The sequence below is a fragment of the Streptomyces sp. M41 genome (assembly GCF_043673425.1).
Lineage (GTDB): Bacteria > Actinomycetota > Actinomycetes > Streptomycetales > Streptomycetaceae > Streptomyces.
This window is the reverse complement of record NZ_JBIMKE010000009.1, coordinates 19,774-36,088: the sequence shown is the minus strand read 5'-3', so window position 1 is coordinate 36,088 and position 16,315 is coordinate 19,774. Positions and strand designations below refer to the sequence as shown.

The 16,315-nt window shown below is 71.7% G+C and carries 14 protein-coding genes; 9 read left to right on the top strand and 5 right to left on the bottom strand.

The window, feature by feature from the left end; translation table 11 throughout:
• Positions 1-129 precede the first annotated feature (129 nt).
• Positions 130-1,029 carry a Gfo/Idh/MocA family protein gene (locus ACHBTE_RS14535; RefSeq protein ID WP_394724208.1) on the top strand — a complete coding sequence of 300 codons (900 nt, stop codon included), beginning with the start codon at positions 130-132 and terminating at the stop codon, positions 1,027-1,029.
• Positions 1,030-1,127: 98 nt separating this feature from the next.
• Here ACHBTE_RS14535 and ACHBTE_RS14530 read toward each other — a convergent pair whose 3' ends face one another.
• Positions 1,128-2,024, bottom strand: coding sequence for a GNAT family N-acetyltransferase (locus ACHBTE_RS14530; protein ID WP_394724207.1), 897 nt, complete (start codon positions 2,022-2,024; stop codon positions 1,128-1,130).
• 486 nt (positions 2,025-2,510) lie between these two features.
• On the opposite strand from ACHBTE_RS14530, the gene ACHBTE_RS14525 reads away from it, so the two are divergent.
• Positions 2,511-3,728 carry a glycoside hydrolase family 64 protein gene (locus tag ACHBTE_RS14525; RefSeq protein WP_394724206.1) on the top strand — a complete coding sequence of 406 codons (1,218 nt, stop codon included), beginning with the start codon at positions 2,511-2,513 and terminating at the stop codon, positions 3,726-3,728.
• Positions 3,729-3,890: 162 nt separating this feature from the next.
• Positions 3,891-4,097 carry a hypothetical protein gene (locus ACHBTE_RS14520; RefSeq protein WP_394724363.1) on the top strand — a complete coding sequence of 69 codons (207 nt, stop codon included), beginning with the start codon at positions 3,891-3,893 and terminating at the stop codon, positions 4,095-4,097.
• Positions 4,098-4,238: 141 nt separating this feature from the next.
• Here the strand turns inward: ACHBTE_RS14520 and ACHBTE_RS14515 are convergent, their stop codons facing one another.
• Both ACHBTE_RS14515 and ACHBTE_RS14510 read right to left on the bottom strand, forming a co-directional pair.
• On the bottom strand, positions 4,239-5,450 hold the full coding sequence (locus tag ACHBTE_RS14515; protein WP_394724205.1) for a sulfite oxidase: 1,212 nt from the start codon (positions 5,448-5,450) through the stop codon (positions 4,239-4,241).
• 203 nt (positions 5,451-5,653) lie between these two features.
• Positions 5,654-6,154 carry a DUF5709 domain-containing protein gene (locus ACHBTE_RS14510; RefSeq protein ID WP_394724204.1) on the bottom strand — a complete coding sequence of 167 codons (501 nt, stop codon included), beginning with the start codon at positions 6,152-6,154 and terminating at the stop codon, positions 5,654-5,656.
• 309 nt (positions 6,155-6,463) lie between these two features.
• On the opposite strand from ACHBTE_RS14510, the gene ACHBTE_RS14505 reads away from it, so the two are divergent.
• Both ACHBTE_RS14505 and ACHBTE_RS14500 read left to right on the top strand, forming a co-directional pair.
• Positions 6,464-7,936, top strand: a complete 1,473-nt coding sequence (locus tag ACHBTE_RS14505; RefSeq protein WP_394724203.1) for an APC family permease — start codon at positions 6,464-6,466, stop codon at positions 7,934-7,936.
• Positions 7,937-7,947: 11 nt separating this feature from the next.
• The gene (locus tag ACHBTE_RS14500) at positions 7,948-8,919 is read left to right on the top strand and encodes a hypothetical protein (protein WP_394724202.1); all 972 of its coding nucleotides are present in this window, start codon (positions 7,948-7,950) and stop codon (positions 8,917-8,919) included.
• A gap of 37 nt (positions 8,920-8,956) precedes the next feature.
• Here ACHBTE_RS14500 and ACHBTE_RS14495 read toward each other — a convergent pair whose 3' ends face one another.
• Positions 8,957-9,901: a lysylphosphatidylglycerol synthase domain-containing protein gene (locus ACHBTE_RS14495; RefSeq protein WP_394724201.1), complete on the bottom strand. Its 945-nt coding sequence runs from the start codon at positions 9,899-9,901 to the stop codon at positions 8,957-8,959.
• Complete coding sequence (locus tag ACHBTE_RS14490; RefSeq protein ID WP_394724200.1) at positions 9,898-11,394, bottom strand: hypothetical protein; 1,497 nt, start codon at positions 11,392-11,394, stop codon at positions 9,898-9,900. The genes ACHBTE_RS14495 and ACHBTE_RS14490 overlap by 4 nt, the downstream gene beginning before the upstream one ends.
• A gap of 204 nt (positions 11,395-11,598) precedes the next feature.
• On the opposite strand from ACHBTE_RS14490, the gene ACHBTE_RS14485 reads away from it, so the two are divergent.
• The 4 genes from ACHBTE_RS14485 (at position 11,599) to ACHBTE_RS14470 (ending at position 16,111) form a co-directional block, all read left to right on the top strand.
• Positions 11,599-12,291, top strand: coding sequence for a nucleoside/nucleotide kinase family protein (locus ACHBTE_RS14485; RefSeq protein ID WP_394724199.1), 693 nt, complete (start codon positions 11,599-11,601; stop codon positions 12,289-12,291).
• 398 nt (positions 12,292-12,689) lie between these two features.
• Positions 12,690-14,336 (top strand): phospholipid carrier-dependent glycosyltransferase, encoded by a 1,647-nt coding sequence (locus tag ACHBTE_RS14480; RefSeq protein WP_394724362.1) that lies wholly within the window; start codon positions 12,690-12,692, stop codon positions 14,334-14,336.
• An 81-nt stretch (positions 14,337-14,417) separates the two neighbouring features.
• Complete coding sequence (locus tag ACHBTE_RS14475; RefSeq protein WP_394724198.1) at positions 14,418-15,341, top strand: MurR/RpiR family transcriptional regulator; 924 nt, start codon at positions 14,418-14,420, stop codon at positions 15,339-15,341.
• A 395-nt stretch (positions 15,342-15,736) separates the two neighbouring features.
• Positions 15,737-16,111: a hypothetical protein gene (locus ACHBTE_RS14470; RefSeq protein WP_394724197.1), complete on the top strand. Its 375-nt coding sequence runs from the start codon at positions 15,737-15,739 to the stop codon at positions 16,109-16,111.
• Positions 16,112-16,315: the final 204 nt, after the last annotated feature.

The following is a 16,315-nucleotide window of genomic DNA, read 5'->3' as shown; positions in this document are numbered from 1 at the left end:
GAGCCGGTTGCACGGCCTCCGGGTCGATATGGCACGCTCACCCCGACCACGGCATCAAATACGGCATCAACCACGGCATCGGCCATTGCACCGGCCACGGACACCCCCGGCACAGGGAGAGGCGGCGGCATGCGCATCGGACTTCTCGGCACCGGCCCGTGGGCTCGGATGGCCTACGCGCCCGCCCTCGGCGGACACGGCGCACTGGACTTCACCGGAGTGTGGGGCCGTCGTAGGGCCGCCGCGAAGGAGTTGGCCGACAGTCACGGCGTGCGGGCCTACGACGAGGTGGACGCGCTGCTCGACGACGTGGACGCCGTCGCCGTCGCGCTGCCGCCCGCCGTCCAGGCCGACCTGGCCGTACGGGCCGCCCGGGCGGGCCGTCATCTGCTGCTGGACAAGCCGCTCGCGACGACGGTGGCCGAGGGGCGGGCGGTCGTCGAGGCCGTCGAGGAGACGGGCGTGGCCTCGGTCGTCTTCTTCACCGCACGTTTTCAGCCGGAGACCGACGCGTGGATCGCCGAACAGGCGGCTGCGGAAGGGTGGTTCACGGGTCGGGCGGAGTGGCTCGGCGCGGTGTTCGGCCCTGACGGCAGCCCGTTCGCCGCCTCGCCGTGGCGGCAGGAGAAGGGCGCGCTGTGGGACGTGGGCCCCCACGCCCTGTCCGTACTGCTGCCGGTGCTGGGGGACGCCCTGCGCGTGAGCGCCGCGGCACACGGGCCCGGCGACACCGTCCATCTGGTCCTGGAGCACGTCAGTGGCGCGTCCAGCACACTGGCCCTGAGCCTGACGGCGCCGTCCGCGGCGGCGGGGGCCACGGTGGAGCTGCGAGGCGCGGCCGGGGTGACGCTCCTTCCGAAGAGCACCGGCAGCGCGGTCTTGGCCCTGACGCGGGCTGGGGACGCTCTGCTGGAGTCCTCCCGGACCGGGCGCGCTCACGCGTGCGACGCCCGGTTCGCGTTGCGGGTGACGGAGATCCTGGCCTCGGCGGAGGGCCTGTTGGACGGTGCCCGGCCGAGCGGTGCCTGAGCGCACGGGGACATGCGTGGGTACGCTCAGCGGTCCGGCCCGCGGCTGGGACCGGACCGCCATGCCGTACCGGAACTGTTTCCGGGCGCTACCGCTCGCTACGCCCGGGCGGCCGGTTCGAAGTTGATGCGTTCACTGACGACGGGGAAGCCCGCCTTGGTGAAGTTCGCGGCCATCGGGAAGTTGCCCTGGTCGGTCGCCGCGCTGACGAACTCCGCGCCCTGCTCGACGAGGAAGTGCGTGCACTCGGCGAGGAGGTCGTAGGCGTAGCCGTGGCCGCGCTGTTCCGGTACGACGCCGATGAAGCCGATGGTCGGGCCGGAGGGGTTGTGGGCCGGTATGTGGATGCCCGCGAGCTCACCTTCCGGGGTGTGCGCGAGCTGCCACCACTCCCGTGGGGAGGGGCACCAGTGGAAGAAGTCGAGCTCCTCCTGGGCGGCTTGGTCGAGGCCGCCCTCCTTGATCGCGCGCAGCGCGTGGGCGTCGAGGGTGGCGGAGTGGATGCGGCGCAGGGCGTCGAAGAAGACCGCGTCGTCGGGTTCGGCCCGGAAACGCAGGCGGCCGGGGCGCTCGGGCAGGCCGTGCTCCGGCGTCCAGCGGTACAGGAAGCGTTCCACCAGGAGTTCGTAGCCCGCCGCGTGTGCGGCATCGAAGCGGGCTTGTGCGGCGGCCTTCAGCGCGGGATCGTCCCGCCGGCCGCCGGGCAGGTTGATCTCGAGTTCGACCTGCCAGGGGGCGGTGCGCAGGAGTTCGGCGCCGGCCTCCTCCTCGCCCGCGGCCACGTCGAACCAGTTGATGTTGAGGGGTTCCGCGTCGTCGGGGCCGCCCCACCAGGCTCCACGGGCGACGACCACGCCATTGCGCAGGGCGACTCGCTTCCACTCGGGGCGGAACCGGGTCCGCTGGTGGCCCGCACGGGCGTTCAGCGGGTCGGGGTGTGCGTCGAAAAGATGGGCGTCGCTCGCGGTGAGCGCGCGAATGACCAGATCGGTCACGGGTTCCTCCGGGATAATGGGCTGCTTGCAGCGCTCCCGGTCAGATCGACTGCATCACGCCGGGGTACGGAAAAGGGAGCGCTGGATGGGTGTGAACTGCACGGCACTCGCCTCCTTCCGTCCGTCTCTGGGCGTGAGTCCACACAGTAGGTGATCTTTTCGGGTGCCGTCCACACCTTTTCCTTCCACCCTCCCGAGGGGTGTTCGTGAGGCGGCCGGGAGCGCTCTCGGACACGCGCCCGGCTTAAGGCGGCCTTAGACAAGGCTTAAGCAGTCGTGTTCATTCCATGATGGTTCAAGTCTCCGCAGTTCAGAGGCATTTGAGCTCGGTCCGGACCTGTTGGCCGAGGCGGGTGACGTGCGTACGATCGGGCCTCATCGGTGGCGCCGAGGCGCGGTGTGAGAGCGCTCTCACACAAAGTGCCGTAGGTGTCACCGCTGTTCAGGCACCCGCATCAGCACCAGACCCCCCGGGAGACCCCCCACATGACTTCCCGTCACCAGCGCCCACTCGGTCGACGCCGGATCCTGTTCGCCCTCGGCGGTGCGGCCGTGGCCGCCCCCGCCGTCGCCGCGATCGCCCCGTACGCCCTCGCGGACTCGCCCGCGGGCGGCTCCGCAACGGCAGCGCAGGCCGCGGCGGGCTCGTTGCCGCTGACGCTCGTCAACGAAAGCGGCTCCTTCGACAACGCGAGCGTCCACGTCTACGTCGTCGGCAACCAGGACGGCAGGCAGGTGCGTCTGACGCCCGACGGCACCCTGGCGCCGATCGCGCTGTCGGACAACGGCCCCGACGGGTTCACCGACTACGCCATCGGCCTGGCCGGCAGCGGCGAGACCCGGCTGTCCCTCCCCCACATGTCCGGCCGGATCTACGTCTCGCTAGGCCAGAAGCTCAAGTTCAAGGCCGTCGCGGACGGCAACGGCGACGCGGCGCTCCAGTACCCGGCGGGGTGGGTGAAGTCCGACCCCAACCATCCGGTGCTGCACGATTGCGCCGAGTTCACCTACAACGCGTCGGGCATGTTCTGCAACACCACCATGGTCGACATGTTCAGCGTGCCGCTGAGCATCCGGCTGACCGGCGCCAAGGACCAGACGACCGGCCGGCTGCGCCCCGGCGGACGTGCGGCGGCCTTCGACGCGGTCCGCCGGGTCGAGGACTTCGCCCGGCTCGTCGTGGACGACACGCGCGTCATCGCCCCGGGGCACGGCCTGGACGCGGGACTGTTCGCCGAGGACTACCTCGCGCCGTACATCGACGAGGTCTGGAGCGCGTACGCCGGGCGGGATCTCACCGTCACCACCAATGCCGGAAGGTTCACGGGCCGTGTGCGCGGCGAGCGGTTCACCTTCGACGGGCCCGCCCAGGTGTCCTTCGGCAAGCCCTCGACCCGGGACGTGCTGTTCTGCGACGGCAACCTCGCGGCCCCCAACGACGGCACGACCGGCCCCGTCGCCGCCGTGCTCGGCGCCGGCCTCAACCGCTCCACGCTGCTCAGCCACCCTGCCCAGCCGACGACCGACGCCGGCACCTTCTACGGCACCGACCTCACCAATCACTACGCCAAGGCCATGCACACGGTCGCCGAGGACGGCAGGGCGTACGGCTTCGCCTTCGACGACGTGGCCGATTTCGCCTCGTACATCCAGGACACGGCACCTACCGGGATCCGGCTGACGCTCACGCCCTTCGACAGCTGACGCGGCGGGGCGGGGCGCGGCCGGGCGTCCGGAGAAGGGACCGATGCCGGCGGACTCCCGGTGCCTCCGGATGCAGGGTCCGCTCCGGCGTTGAATGGTGTTAACAGACCCGATGACCGCACCGGGCCCGAAGAAGTGATCCGGATCCGAGGAGCAGAGATGATGCCGACGTCCCAGCCCGAAGCGTCCGGGCCGTCCGAGGACCGCGCCACCCCGGACGACCTGCTCCACGCCCGCACCGGCACCGAGGTGTCCCCCGAGGACATCGTGCTTGCCTCAGGCAAGGACCTCACCCCACGCAACCTGGAATGGGCCAAGCGCAAGCTGGAGGCCGAGGGGCCGTCCGCCCTGGACAAGCTGCTGCCCTAGACGTAGATGTAACCGGCCGACCTTCAGGGTCGCCCTCGGGTGCGGGCGCCGGCATCCGAGGGCGGCTCCTGTGTGCCTGCCGGGTTTCCAGCGCCCGCCCGGCCCCTGTGACGACTCAGCCCCTGTGCGCCCGCTCAGTCCCTATGCGCCCGCCTGACCCCTGTGCAACTGCTGCGGGGCCGCGCCGCCCGCCGATGCCGATCCCCCGCCCTCGCGCCCCTCCCCGCCCCAGGTCCCGGTCACGGTCCCGCTCCCGTCCTGATCCAGGCACAGCACGGGCACCCGCTGGACGAGGTTGTTGGCGAAGCCTCCACGGTTCCAGGGCTGCTCCAGTGGCTGCGTATGGCCCTCGGCATCCGACGCCCGCGCGCTGAGCACGTGCTCGCCCGGGGTCGCCGTCCAGCTGTGCCGCCAGCGGCGCCACGCCCACCGATGCCCGGTGTCCGGCTCCAGCTCGGCCTCCTCCCAGCTGCGCCCCGCGTCCTCGCTGACCTCGATCCGGGTCACGGGCGCCCACCCCGACCAGGCGCGCCCCTCCAGCGGTACCGTCCCGGGCCGGACGACGCGGGCCCGGGACATGAAGTCCGGGAAGCCGGGTGGGACCAGCAGGGCGCGGGGCGCGATACGGGTGACGGGTTCTCCCACGTCGTCGGGCCGCTGACGCAGCCGGTAGGCCACCGTCTGCTGGAAACCCGTGAACGGCTCGTCGCTGACGGTGACCTCGCGCAGCCACTTCACCTGTGCCATGCCGTACCAGCCGGGCACGACCAGCCGCAGCGGCCGGCCGTGCTGCGGTGGCAGCGGGGCGCCGTTCATGGCGTACGCGACCAGTACCTCGGGGTCGTCGCCCGCGGCGACGTCCATGGGCAGCGCGCGCCGGTAGTCCTGCTCGACGCCGCGCTCGATCCCGTGGTCGGCCCCGGTGAAGACCACGTCGACGGCGTCCGGCTCGGCTCCGGCCTCAGCCAGCAGCAGACGCAGCGGTACGCCCGTCCAGTCGGCGGTGCCGACCGCTTCGACGAGCCAGGGCTGGCTCACCGGCCGGGGTGTCAGCAGGGCCCGGCCGTTGCCCGCGCACTCCAGCGTGACCCGGGTGGTGACCTGCGGGAACGCACGCAGGTCGGCGAGGTCCAGGCGCAGCGGGCGCCGGACTCGGCCGCCGAGGGTCAGCTGCCAGGGGGTGCCGTCGGGGACATACGGGATGTCGTAGTGGGTGAGGACGTAGTGCAGGCCCACCGGGGTGCGGTCGTGACGCAGCGCTTCGAGCGGCAGGCCGTGGTTGCGGGCCGCCAGCGCCAGCTCGTCGGGGCCGATGCCCTCGTCGGGGGCGGCCAGGCGGGCCGGTGCGCTCATGTCGGCGAGTGGATGCCCCGCACGAGCATTTCGTCCCATACGGAAATTATCGCCCCGTCCTGGCGGGCGCCGCAGGCCGCCATGACCGAGTCGGGGACGGGCGGAAGCCGCGGCATCGCCGCAGGCACAACTCCCGTCCTTCCCTCGCCACTTCGCGCCACTTCGCGCCAGGGACGGTGCACCGCCCGCACGGAGCCTCCCGGTCAGGGCTCCTCGTCGCCCTCGGGCAGCTGGGTGTCCTCCACGACATGCATCGCGGCCTCCTCCGCGCCGGCCGCGCCACCGTCGATGCCCTGGTCGAAGGCGACGGCCTCCTTGGTGATGTCGCCGTGCGCTCCCTCGTCGGGCGCGACGAGGCGGCCCGCGCGCTCGGTGCCCGCCTCGGGATCGACCGGTTCACCCGCGCCGCCCGGCAGATCGCCCACGCCGTCGCCGACCGGCTCGGAGACGTCCGGGACCTCCTGGGCGAGACGGTCGTCGAGGGTCTCGCCGTCGTGCTGCTCGGCGGCCGTGGTGCCGTGCCTGGTGACCCCGAGCGGCTTCTCCGGCGGGGAGTACCCCTCGTCGAGGGTGTCGTCGTACGTCCGCTCGTCGAGGGCGTCCTGGAGGTCGAGCGGCGCTGCGTCCTGCTGCTCCTCATTGCCCCCGGTGGGCTGGTACGCGTCGTCCGCCATCGGCTCGGCGGGCGTGTGTTCGGTGCTCATACGGCCTCCCTCACTCGAGCGCGTCGGCTGCTGCGGCGCTGTGCGTGTCCCCCACCGCGTTTCCCGTTGCGGCGGCCCCAACCCCGGAAGATCTCAGCGCTCTTGAAGCCTCGATGAGGAGGGCTATCATCACTCGCACACACGGCGTGACCGGTCGGCGACGCACCGCCGTACCGTGTCCGCCACCCTTTCGTGCCGCCCTGCCCCGAGGTCATCCCTCTCCGGTTCGTGGCGTTGTTCCACCCCACCCCCCATACGGCGTCGGGGCCGGTCCGCCCGCCGTCGTGCACGACGGAAAGCAGCGCATCCATGAGCAGCAACAGGGGCAGAGGGCTCCAGGCCAATGCCCTCGGTACTTTCGACACGGTCGTGATGGCGGTGGCGGGCAGCGCGCCGGCGTACTCGATCGCCGCGACCACCGCGGTCCTCGTCGGCGCGGTGGGTCTCGCCAGTCCGGCGGCGCTGCTGTACTGCGCGATACCCATGCTGGGTATCGCGCTGGCGTACAGCTATCTCAACCGGATCGACGTGAACGCGGGCGCCAGTTACTCATGGGTGGGGCGTACGCTGCACCCCTTTCTGGGGTTCATGAGCGGCTGGGCGCTGGTGATCTCGGCGACCATCTTCATGGTGGCCGGTTCCCTGCCCGCCGGTTCGATGACGCTGGCCCTGTTCGACGAGCAACTCGCCGAGAACACCGCGCTGTCCACGCTGGTCGGGGCCGGCTGGTTCCTGGTCATGCTGTTCGTGGTGCTCGGCGGCGCCCGTCTCACCGTCCGGGCGCAGCTCGTGATGTCCGGTGTGGAGCTGGTGATACTGGCCCTGTTCGCCGTGCTGGCCCTCATCCACTCGGGCGGTGCCCGGGCGTTCGACTGGTCCTGGCTCGGCTTCGGGCACTTCGACGGGGTGGCGGGGTTCGCGTCGGGGGCGCTGATCGCCGCGTTCTACTACTGGGGTTGGGATGTCACCAGCAACCTCAGTGAGGAGACCCGCGACAGCCGGCGTACGACGGGACTCGCCGGCCTCATCGGGGTGGGCGTCGTGTTCCTGCTGTTCGAGGTGTTCACGATCGCGGTGAACGTCATCCTCTCCTCCCGGCAGATCCAGGCCCACGACGCCAATGTGCTGGCGGTGCTCGGGGAGGAGGTCTGGCCGGGCTGGGGCGGCAAGTTGCTGATCGTGGCGGTGATGCTGTCGACCATCGCCACTTTGGAGACCACGCTGATCCAGGTCACGCGGTCCCTGTTCGCGATGGGCCGGGACCGTACGCTGCCGCCCGCGCTGGGCCGCGTGCACCACCGGTGGAACACGCCGTGGGTGGCGGTCGCGGTGGTCGGCGTGGTGGCGCTGGCGATGTTCATCGCCGCCAACTCCCTGGGCACGGTGGGCGACATCCTCTCCGACGCCATCTCGGCGATGGGGTTGCAGATCGCCGTCTACTACGGGCTGACGGGTCTGGCCGTCGTCGTCGCCTACCGCAAGCTGCTGCTGAAGTCGGTCGGCAATTTCGTACTCGGCGGTTTGTGGCCATTGTTCGGGGCCCTGTTCATGTTCTGGATCTTCGTCGAGTCGCTGGGCGAGCTGAGCGGCTCGGCGATCGCGATCGGTATCGGCGGGCTGGCGGCCGGGCTGATCCCGATGCTCTGGTACTGGCGGCAGGGCAGCGACTACTACCGGCCGGCCAAGCTGGACGCCGCACGGACCGTCGAGGCGGACTACGTCCCGGCCGGCCCCGGCGGCTCAAACTCCCTTGTCCACGAGGGCCTTCCCACCGACTTCTGAGGGGGCCCGCCATGACACGAGGAAGCTCCAAGCGCGACTTCACTCCCGACTTCGACCCCGACTGCGGGGACGCGCCCCTGACCCGCGCCCGGCAGGACATCGTCATCGGCCGCTGGCAGGGGCTGCGCGAACTGCTGCGGACGACGGGGACCGACTGGCCGGCGCGCGGTCACCGGATCCGGCTGCTCGCACAGGCGTGTTCGGGCAGTTCGACGGTGGAGTCCTGGCTGGCCGCCGAGCCGCGCAGCGCCGACGCGCTGGTGCTGCGGGCGGCGACCGAGACGGCCCGGGCGTTTCATCTGGCCATCGCCGCGGGCCGGGGTGTGCCGATCGACCAGCAGCGCATCGACACCGCGGTGCAGTCGTGCCTGAAGGCGGCGGACGCCTGTCCGGACGATCCGACGCCATGGATCTCGCTGATCTCTGTCGCCCGGCTGTATCCGTCGGGCGTACGCCGGCAGGAACTGGGGCGCTGGTGGGACGAGTTGCACCGGCGCGACCCGTACAGCGTGGAGGGGCACCTTCAGGTGCTGCACTACTACTCCTCGCGCTGGCACGGCACCCACGGCCTGATGTACGACTTCGCCCGCGACGCGGCCGGCGTGGCACCGCCGGGCTGCCTGCTCCCGGTGCTCGTGCAGTACGCGCGCGTCGAGGAGTACCGCTACGCCCTGGACGCGGCCCGCGGCCGGCATGCCTCCCTGGGCCTCGGCCAGCACTGGAGTCACGACGGTGCCGTCAGCGACGTACGCCGGACCTGGTCCCGCTGGAGCATGGGGCGTGGTGGGAGTGACGTGGCCCCCGGCGAGTTGCGCGACCTCAACCACCTGGCGCACGCGGCGTGTCAGGCGGGTGCCCAGGACGTCGCCGGGCCCCTCATGCGGATGCTGGGCCGCCGGGCGACGCGGGCTCCGTGGGCGTACACCGGCGATCCGGAAAAGCAGTTCGTACGGTGGCACAAAGAGTTGGGCGTGCGCGGGTGACCGCCCGGCCCCGCCCGCCCGCAAGTGTTTCCCGAGCTCACAGCGACCGGCGCCGGACGAGCACCCCGAGCACGGCCAGTCCCGGAAGCAGCGGCAGCCACACCGTCAGCAGCCGGTAGCCGAGCACGGCGGAGGTGGCGGCGACGGGCGGGGCGCCGGCTGCGGCGAGCGCGAGGATCAGCGCGGCGTCGAGGGAACCCAGACCGCCGGGCGTGGGCAGCAGCGTGGCCGCGGTACCGGCGAGGAGATAGAGCAGGGCGACTCCGGCGGGAGGCAGGGGCAGATCCACGGCACGGGTGACGGCGACGAGGACACCGCAGTGCAGGAGGACGAAGGCCAGCGACCCGCCCCACAGGGCCGCCGCCCGCGCCGGTCGCGCATGGACGGCCGTGACGTGGGCGCGCAATGCCGCAAGGGCGCGTCGGCACGCCGACGACAGGGGCCCGGCCAGCACGGCGACCACACCGACGGCGACGACGCACAGGGCGATGAGGTACCAGGCGTCGAGCGTCGGCAGGAACGGCTCGCCGGGCCAGACGGCCATGAGTACGGCGATCAGGGCGCCGCGCACGACGGCCCCGGCCGCGCCCTTGACCGCGACCGCGGTGACCGCACCGGCGAAGGGTATGCCGCAGCGCAGCAGGAAACGCAGGCCGACCACGCCCGCGCCGAGCCCTGCGGGCAGCACGTGGTTGGCGGCGGAGGCGGCGAACTGGGCCGCCACGAGCCGCCCCGGGGGCAGCCGGCCGGGCACCGCGCCCTGCTGCGCGAGCGCCGAACAGGGCCATGTGGCCAGCGTCGCCGTGGCGGCCAGCAGCAGCCAGCCCCGGTCGGCGACGGCCAGCCGTACGGCGCCGGTCTCGATGACCGGCCAGTGACGCCGGGCGAGCCAGACCACGGCCGCCAGGACGGCGAGCGTGAGAGCGGTGTGCCAGTAGGAATGTCTGCGCTGGGGTGCGGGGAGGACCTGCTGCGGTGTCATGCCCGTCCGCCCGCGCCCGGCGCCGGGGCGATGCGGACCTCCAGGCCGTCGAGGCGGTGCAGCTTCCAGGACCGGGCGTACCGGGGTGGGGTGCCGCCGGGTGTGGTGAGGGCGCCGACCGGGATGCCGCGGGCGGCCCGCAGGATGTCGGCGGTGGTGGTGTTGGCGTTGTGGCCGCCGGTCGCGCCGGAGTCGCAGCCCGTGTAGTAGGCGACGGGGATGGCCTCGTGCCCGGTGAGCAGACAGGGCGGGCGTACGCCGAGCCGGTGGAGTTCGGCGGCGGAGCGGGCCCAGTCCTCACGGCTGCCGGTACTGCGTTCCACGGTGCGGTCCAGGACGGCGTACTGCACGGCAAGGTGTCCGGCCAGCCCGATCGCGATCAGTGCGGCGACCACCGGGCGCGGGCGGCCGTTCGGCGCGGTGATCAGATGGAGCAGCGCGTCGGCGACCACGAGGGCGAGCAGGGCGTAGGCAGGGAGGAGGAAGCGGGGTGCCGCGTAGCCGATCATGAACAGGTACGGGAAGGCGGCCGTGGCGGCGCAGGCCAGCGGGATCAGTGTGCGGGTGGTGCGTCCGGCGCGGTAGGCGACCGCCAGGCCGTAGGCGGCGAGCAGGGGGAGGACGAACCACCAGGCGTAGACGACGGGGTTGGGCATCTCCCCGTTGCAGGGCCGGCACAGGGTGCTGCCGACCAGGCTGCGCAGCTGGTCGTCGACGGCGAGGTTCCAGCCGAGGTCGCCCTGGATGCGGGACGCCTCGTTGAGCCGCTCCCGCAGTCCGCCGTAGCTGACGAACGCCTCGATCACCCACTCGATGCCGCCGGCCACCAGGCCCACCACGAGGGCGGCCCCGAGGCGCCAGTGCCGTACCACCACCACGGTGACGAGCAGCGGCAGCGTGACCCAGACGGCGTCGGTGGGCCGCATCCACGCCATCAGCGCGGCGCCGGCCAGGACGCCCCACAGGGCACCACGGTCGAAGCGGTTCCTGCGGGCCCGCAGGAAGCAGCCGACGCAGAGCAGGGCGCCGAAGGCCACCCAGAGATTGGGCATGGCCTGCGGGCCGTAGAACAGGGTCACCCACAGCGTGATGAACAGCGCTCCCGCGCCGGCCAGGACGCGGGCCGGGAAGAGCCCGCGCCAGGCGCGCAGGGCCAGGTACAGGCCGAGTCCGGACAGGACGGCGAGATAGACGCGCAGCAGTGTCGTGGACGCCGACCAGGAGGCGACGGGCCAGGCCAGCAGCGAGACGCCACGCGCGCGTGGGGCGCTGAAGAACGCCGCGGGGGCCTCGGTGCCTACCTGGCTGACGTACACCACCTCGTCCCAGCCGAGGCCCAGCGTGGGCCTTACGAGGACGAGTTGGGCGAGGACGAAGACGCCGGCCACCGCCGCGAGCAGGGCGTCGTCGCGCGGTCGCCAGAGCCCACCGGACATGGTCGCGGCGTAGCGCCGCTCCATGCTGATGAGCAGAGGCTGCGTGCCGTGGGTCATCGTCCACCCCTCACCCCTACGTGTCGTAGGGCGTCTCGGCCCCACCGCTGGGCGAGTTGACGGCGGGGAGTCAGAAAATCACCAAAACACCAAAACACTGACAAACTAACCGGCAAGGGTCACGCATGCCGTGCGGGGTTCGGCCAGGTGTATGAGGCGGGCCGGCCGGGCGATCCGACAGGGCGGAGTGACACACTCTGCTGTGTGGCTGCGCTGACGTTCGACGACCTCCTCGCCCGCGCCCGCTCCCTGCCCGGGGACGGCCGCCGCGCCGTCCTCGGCATCACCGGCAGCCCCGGCGCGGGCAAGACGACGCTCGCCGAGCACCTGGTGCGGGAGCTGAACGGCGCCGGGGACCCCTGGGTCGCGCATGTGCCGATGGACGGCTTCCATCTCGCCGACGTCGAACTGGACCGGCTCGGGCGGCGGGACCGTAAGGGCGCGCCGGACACCTTCGACGCTGCCGGATACGCGGCACTGCTCGGGCGGCTGCGCGAGGAGGCCGGCGACGGCACCGTGTACGCGCCCGGCTTCGAGCGGGTACTGGAGCAGCCGATCGCGGGCGCCGTCGCCGTGGAGCGGGCCGCCCGGCTGGTGGTGACCGAAGGGAACTACCTCCTGCTGGGCACCGGCGCGTGGGCGCGGGTACGGGCCCAGCTGGACGAGGTCTGGTTCTGTGAGCTGGACGAGCAGGAGCGGCTGCGGCGGCTGATCGCCCGGCACGAGGAGTTCGGCAAGTCGCACGAGCAGGCGGTGGCCTGGGTCATGCGCTCGGACCAGCGCAACGCGGAGCTGGTCGCCCGGACCCGTGACACGGCCGATCTGGTGGTGCCGGCCACGGCCCTGCCCGTCCCGCACGAGCCGCCGCCCGCCCGCGCGACCACGACCCGGCACTGAAGACGTCCCGACGGGTTTCCGTCCGCGGGGCGGGGACGGCGTGCTGCCGCTGTCGGCGCGACTGAACTCCGGCACGCCGCGGGCCGTACCCGTCTGCACGACGGATGGTCCGTCGGTACGACTCCTCGAGCGGTGGCGGCGTCCCCCGGCGGGAGCTGGTGCAGAGTGGGCACATGGGCCGGCTCGGGATCAGTTTCCGCTGCCGCGGGGGCGACGGCGCCGCGGAGCGGACGATGACGCTCGAACAGCACTCGGTTCCTGGCCCGACAACGCCCGAAACCTCGGAGGCCGGGGCCGTGGGCAACCCCGGCACGCGGCGGTCGTGGCGGTCGTGGCGGTCGTGGCGGTCCGGCGAGCGCCTGATCGTGCCGCTTCTCGTGCTCCTGTTGCTCGGTCAGATGGCCGTCGCCATGGTGACGACCGCGGTGCAGCAGACGCCGACGATCGACGAACCCGTGTACGTGGGCACGGCGGCCGAGTATCTGCACGAGCACCGTCTGCGCCACAACCCGGAGCATCCCCCGCTCGGAAAGCTGGTCATCGGAGCCGGGGTCGCCCTGGCCGACCCTCATGTCGACCCGTCCTTCGAGGGGGATCAGGGCGCCCTCGGACGCCATCTGCTGTACGAGTCCGGGAACGATCCCTGGCGGCTGATGCTCTTCGCCCGCCTCCCCGTGATCGTTCTGACCATGTTGTTCGGTCTGATCGTTTTTGCCTTCGCCCGTGAACTGGCGGGCACAGCGGCCGGTTTGGCGGCACTGTGCCTGTACGCCTTCTCCCCCGACGTCATCGCCCACGGTTCGCTGGCCACGCTGGACGTGCCGGCGGCCGGGTTCGTGCTGACGTCGGTGTGGCTGCTGTGGCGGGCCCGCCGCCGGCCCCGCCCGCGTCCGCCGTTCTCCTCCCCCTTTTCCCTGCCATTTTCTGGGCCGTTCTCCCTGCCCCTCTCCCTGTCGAGCGCCGCGCGCCTCGGCGTACCGCCCGCCGTGCCGCTCGCCGGGGTGGCGCTCGGGGCCGCCCTGGCGACGAAGATGAGCATGCTGGCCGCGGTCCCGGTACTCATGGCTCTCGCGGCGCTGTCCATGTGGTGGGCGAGGGAGTCCGGCGAGTCCCGCCGCCGAACGCTCGTGCGCGCGTTCGCGGGTGCGGGCGTCCTGGCGCTGGCCGCGGTCGCCGTCGTATGGGCCTCTTATCTGATGGTCGATCCGCGGCTGCGCTGGACGCCGGAGCAGCCGGTACCCGTCGTGCACGGGTTGCGGGGAGTCGCCGTGGACCTGCTGCCCTTCCCGGAGGCGTACCGGGACGGCATGCGGATCCAGTTCGCGTTCGAGAACCACCCGTGGCAGGGCTTTCTCTTCGGACGCCTCTACACCGGGTCGCTCTGGTACTACCTGCCGGCCGCGCTGCTGGTGAAGACGCCGCTCGGCATGCTGGCCCTGTGGGCGGCGGGCGCCGTCACCGTGACGTCCGTGCGTCGGTTGCGGCCCGCGGCGCCCTATCTGCTGATCCCCACGGCCGTACTGCTCGGCGCCGCCATGCTGGGGTCGCGGGACTTCGGTGTGCGGTACGCCGTGTTCGTGCCGCTGTTCCTGGCGGTGGCGGCGGGCTGTGTACTCGGGGTGCGGCGGCGGTGGGCGCCGGTCACGGTGGCGGCGCTCGTGCTGTTCGTCGTGGTCAGCTCGGTGCGAACCTGTCCCTACTATCTGCCGTACTCCAACGAGGCGTTCGGCGGTCCGGCGCAGACGCGTCTGCGGCTGCACGACTCCAACGTGGACTGGGGCCAGGATCTGGGCCGGCTGGCCGACCGGCTGCGCGACCGGTACCGGGGTGAGCGGATCTGGCTGGTGTACAAGGGCAGCGGAGTGCCGTCGGCCTACGGCATCAGCGCCTCCGACCCGCGCAAGGTGCCCGCCCGTGAGGTGCGCGGACTGCTCGTGGTGTCGGACTCCTCCGCGGCCAAGGCGACCGGCCGGCTGGCCGAGTTGATCGACAGCAGTCGTCCGATCGACACGGTCGGTCATTCGATCACGATCTATCGCCGTTGAGCGTCGACCGTCGGAGCGCACCTGGTCACCACAGTGTGTGAGCTATGTTGAAGCACTGTGGGAGACAAAGGAGGCACACCGGTGCCATCGTCCCAGCAGGCACGTGCGCAGGCATCCGCGATCACCTCGGGCAAGTCGGTCCCGGAGGTCGAGGCATCCCCGACGTCCCAGCTCAGGGCACTTTTCGATCAGCCGCGACTGTCGCCTGGGCAGCGACGCATCGCCCAGTATCTGATCGAGCACATCACCGAGGCGGCGTTCCTTTCGATCACCGATCTGGCGGAGCGGGCGGGCGTGAGCCAGCCCTCGGTGACGAGGTTCGCCGGCGCGGTCGGCTTCAGCGGTTACCCCGCGCTACGCGAGAGGCTCCAGGCGATCGCCCTGGGCGCCCTCGCCGGAGGCCCGGCGCCCGCCGAGGAGAACGGCGCCAACGAGCTGCAGTCCGCGGTGGACGCCGAGATCGAGAACCTGGAGAACCTGCGGCGCGACTTCGCCGACCCCGACCAGGTGATCGACATCGGCCGCAAGCTCTCCCAGTCGACGCCGCTGACCATCCTCGGCCTGCGCATCTCCGGCTCGCTCGCCGAGTACTTCGCCTACGCGGCTCGCCGTATCCACCCGGATGTGCGGCTGGTGACCCGGGGCGGCAGCGTCGCCTACGACGCGCTGCTCCAGTCCCGCGAGGCCGGCGGCACCTGGGTCCTCGCGTTCTCCATGCCCCGGCACGCCCAGGAGACGCTCACCGCGGTACGGGTCGCGCGCAGCGCCGGACTGCGGGTCGCCCTGGTCACCGACCTGGCGCTCGGACCGGTGGCCGACACGGCCGACGTCGTCTTCGCCACCGGCACGGGCTCCAGGCTGGTCTTCGACTCCTACGCCGCGCCCGGCGTGATGGCCTCGGCGCTGCTCCAGGCCATGACCGACGCCGACCCTGAGCGGACGCAGGCGCGGCTGGAGGAGTACGAGCACATCTCCGACCAGCACCAGTTCTTCCTCCGAGACTGAATCTTCACCGCGCCCTCACATCAGGACGCATCTCTCCACACGTCAAACCGCCACACAAGGGCACTATTCACTTCAAAGCGCGCATGAATGTTTTCATACGTCTTGCAAAGCGGACGGCATATATAAATACTGCACACGCAACATCCGCCCGCAGAAAGCAGCCGGTCCGCTCATGCGCACGTCACCCCATCCGTCGTGCGAATGCCGTCTGCCTTCCGGGCTCCTCAACGGGCAACGCAGCCGCCGTCTCCTACCCGCGTCGGCGCCCGCGTTGTTCGGTCGGGCATCGCATGCGCGAGCGCCCGTGGCGGCGGCCCCGGTCATCCCCTAGGCCGGGGCCGCCCCGACTCCGTCGGACACCCTGAACGACGCCGCACACCCGGAAGCGATGGACCATGCCCCTGACGACCACGCGCATCACCCCGGACTGGCCGTGCCAGGTCAAGACCCCCGGTTCGTACGACTGGGAGCGATCGGCCGCCAAGTGGCTGCGGGAACTGGTGCCGGCCCGCTACGCCAGCTACCCCGCACTCATCCGCCACCCCGTGCTGCTCGCCCGCCACGCCCAGATACAGGTCCAGAACGAGATCCGGGTCGCACGCACCGCCTTGCAGACCGCCCGCGCCGACCTGCCCGCGCTCGGCATGCCCGAGTCGGTCATCGAGCACACCATCAAGATGTACGCGGCGGAGGTCATGCAGCTTCAGCACATCGCGCGCAGCGTCCGTGCGGTGTCACAGGCCCTGGCCCAGCGCAGCACGATCCGCTGAGTGCGTTCAGTCGCCGCGGTGTCTCAGGTACCACAACAGGCCGATGGTCAAGGCGAGCAGAAACAGGACGGGCAGCACGAGGCCGGGGATGCGAGAGGCGTTCATCGGCGGGACCTTTGGTTCGGAGCAGTGCGCGGGCGGCATGCCGACCGTCCCATCGTGACGCACATCGGCCCAGGCCACCGCCGACTCAACCACTTTTTG

Coding starts and splice junctions, on each gene's coding strand:
- ACHBTE_RS14535 (WP_394724208.1), top strand. CDS start 130: ATGCGCATCGGACTTCTCGGCACCGGCCCGTGGGCTCGGATGGCCTAC.
- ACHBTE_RS14525 (WP_394724206.1), top strand. CDS start 2,511: ATGACTTCCCGTCACCAGCGCCCACTCGGTCGACGCCGGATCCTGTTC.
- ACHBTE_RS14520 (WP_394724363.1), top strand. CDS start 3,891: ATGCCGACGTCCCAGCCCGAAGCGTCCGGGCCGTCCGAGGACCGCGCC.
- ACHBTE_RS14515 (WP_394724205.1), bottom strand. CDS start 5,450: ATGAGCGCACCGGCCCGCCTGGCCGCCCCCGACGAGGGCATCGGCCCC.
- ACHBTE_RS14510 (WP_394724204.1), bottom strand. CDS start 6,154: ATGAGCACCGAACACACGCCCGCCGAGCCGATGGCGGACGACGCGTAC.
- ACHBTE_RS14505 (WP_394724203.1), top strand. CDS start 6,464: ATGAGCAGCAACAGGGGCAGAGGGCTCCAGGCCAATGCCCTCGGTACT.
- ACHBTE_RS14500 (WP_394724202.1), top strand. CDS start 7,948: ATGACACGAGGAAGCTCCAAGCGCGACTTCACTCCCGACTTCGACCCC.
- ACHBTE_RS14495 (WP_394724201.1), bottom strand. CDS start 9,901: ATGACACCGCAGCAGGTCCTCCCCGCACCCCAGCGCAGACATTCCTAC.
- ACHBTE_RS14490 (WP_394724200.1), bottom strand. CDS start 11,394: ATGACCCACGGCACGCAGCCTCTGCTCATCAGCATGGAGCGGCGCTAC.
- ACHBTE_RS14480 (WP_394724362.1), top strand. CDS start 12,690: ATGGCCGTCGCCATGGTGACGACCGCGGTGCAGCAGACGCCGACGATC.
- ACHBTE_RS14470 (WP_394724197.1), top strand. CDS start 15,737: ATGCCCCTGACGACCACGCGCATCACCCCGGACTGGCCGTGCCAGGTC.